3 protein-coding genes are annotated in these 2,209 nt (G+C 74.4%); all 3 read left to right on the top strand.

From position 1 onward, the window contains the following. On the top strand, window positions 1–1,011 hold a 1,011-nt coding region (gene hemB / locus ND748_RS30470; RefSeq protein WP_251749723.1), incomplete at its 5' end, for a porphobilinogen synthase. 605 nt (window positions 1,012–1,616) lie between these two features. Beyond that, window positions 1,617–1,829, top strand: coding sequence for a heavy-metal-associated domain-containing protein (locus ND748_RS30475; protein WP_251749725.1), 213 nt, complete (start codon window positions 1,617–1,619; stop codon window positions 1,827–1,829). 49 nt (window positions 1,830–1,878) lie between these two features. After that, on the top strand, window positions 1,879–2,209 hold a 331-nt coding region (locus ND748_RS30480; protein ID WP_308205774.1), incomplete at its 3' end, for a heavy metal-associated domain-containing protein.

Here is a 2,209-nt window from a genome sequence, read left to right on the forward strand (position 1 = left end):
GGCTCGGGCGGTTCGGGGCCGGCCGGGTTCCCGGCGGCACGGCCCCGCCGGCTGCGCCGCTCGCCCGCCCTGCGCCGGCTGGTGTCGAACGTGCGGTTGCATCCGGCGGATCTGGTCCTGCCGATGTTCGTCAAGGAGGGCGTGGACCGGCCGGTCGCCCTGACCTCGATGCCCGGCGTCGTCCAGCACACCCGATCGTCGCTGCTCAAGGCCGCCGTCGAGGCGGTCGAGGCCGGCGTCGGCGGGCTGATCCTGTTCGGCGTGCCGGCGGCGAAGGACGCCCGCGGCTCGGCCGCCGACGACCCCGCCGGGATCGTCCAGCTGGCGCTGGCGGACCTGGTCGCCGAGGTCGGCGGGGACATCGTGCTGATGACCGACCTGTGCCTGGACGAGTACACCGACCACGGCCACTGCGGCCTGCTGACCGACGCCGGTGAGGTCGACAACGACGCGACCCTGGCGCGCTACGCCTCGATCGCCGTGGCGCAGGCCCGCGCGGGCGCCGAGGTCGTCGCGCCGAGTGGAATGATGGACGGCCAGGTCGGCGCGATCCGGGCGGCGCTGGACGCCGAGGGCTTCACCGATCTGCCGATTCTCGCCTACTCGGCGAAGTACGCCTCGGCGTTCTACGGCCCGTTCCGCGAGGCGGCCGAGTGCGCTCCCCAGTTCGGCGACCGCACCGGCTACCAGCAGGATCCGTCCCGCTCGGTGGCCGAGGCGCTGCGCGAGGTGGCGCTGGATCTCGCCGAGGGTGCCGACGCCGTGATGGTCAAGCCGGCGCTGGCGTACCTGGACGTGCTGCGCGCGGTCGCGGACACCGTGGACGTGCCCGTCGCCGCCTACCAGGTGTCCGGCGAGTACGCGATGGTCGAGGCCGCCGCCGCCGCGGGGTGGATCGACCGGGACCGGGCCATCGCCGAGACGCTGACGGCGATCTCCCGCGCCGGTGCCGACATCATCCTCACCTACTGGGCCGTCGAGGTCGCCCGCGGCCTGGCCGCTCCCCGCTGACCCGCCCCCCGAAGCTTGCCCATTGGGGGGGACGAATCGGACGCCGAACCCCCCCGAAGGGCAAGAAACCGCCGGCCGTCTCCGGTGCAGGCCGACGGTCGGATGGTCGGATGGTGCCAGAGTCCGGGGGCCGTCGTGCCGATGTGAGGCTTGTCCGGCGTACGTCGATGGTGGCGCCGGACGGGCTCCTGCAGCCGGCCGGACGCAGGGGCGTGCGGCGAGTTGTAGTCCGCCAAGCCGCGTTGGCGCCGCGTTCTGTCGGGCCGCGCGCCCGCCATCCCCCGTCCGGGGTGCCCCGCTGCCCCCGATGACCGACTCTCGTCGGCTGGTCAGGGGCTTCGTTCAGCCGCACCGGGCCGGAAGACGGACTCGCCGCCCCCGCCTCCGCCTCCGCCCCCGGCGCTGACGCTCGGCTGAGGTGACGCGTGCCTGGCCCTGCAACCAGGGGCTGGCGGCCCACGTCCAGGTCCGCTTCCGTGACATCCGTCGCCGTGTCGCGGATACCCCCAGGGGGTTGTCGTGCACTATACGGGGGAGGGGTATCTTCGGGCTGCCGGGCGGATCCGCTCGGCCTGTGGACAGTGGCTGGGGAGACGAGGACCGCGATGACCGCGACCGCCTACACCGTGACCGGGATGAACTGCGAGCACTGCGTCCGCTCGGTGACCGAGGAGCTGGAGCGGCTGCCCGAGGTGTCCAGTGTCGCGGTGGATCTCGCGGACGGCCGGGTCACGGTGGTCAGCGACGGGGCGCTGGCGGACGGCGCCGTCCGCGAGGCCGTGACCGAGGCCGGGTTCGAACTGGTCGGCAGGGCCTGACCGAGCCCGCGGGCAGTGCGTCGCCGGCCGGACCGGGAAGGGGAAGCGCGTGACCAACGTCGGGGTCGAGGCCGGTGAGCCGGCCCGGGTCGAGCTTGCGATCGGCGGCATGACCTGCTCGTCCTGCGCGGCGCGGGTGGAGCGCAAGCTCAACCGGATCGACGGCGTGAGCGCCTCGGTGAACTACGCCACGGAGAAGGCGACCATCACCCTCGCCCGGGCGGCGCCGGCCGGCGCGGCTGGCACGGGGAGTCCCGTGACGGTCGACGAGCTGATCGGGGCCGTGCAGGCCGCCGGCTACACGGCGAACCTGCCCGCCGCCGCGATGCGGCCGCCTGCCGGGCGAGGCCGCGCGACGGCGACGGCGACCGCGACTGGTT

This window comes from Frankia sp. AiPs1 (assembly GCF_023716945.1).
Lineage (GTDB): Bacteria > Actinomycetota > Actinomycetes > Frankiales > Frankiaceae > Frankia.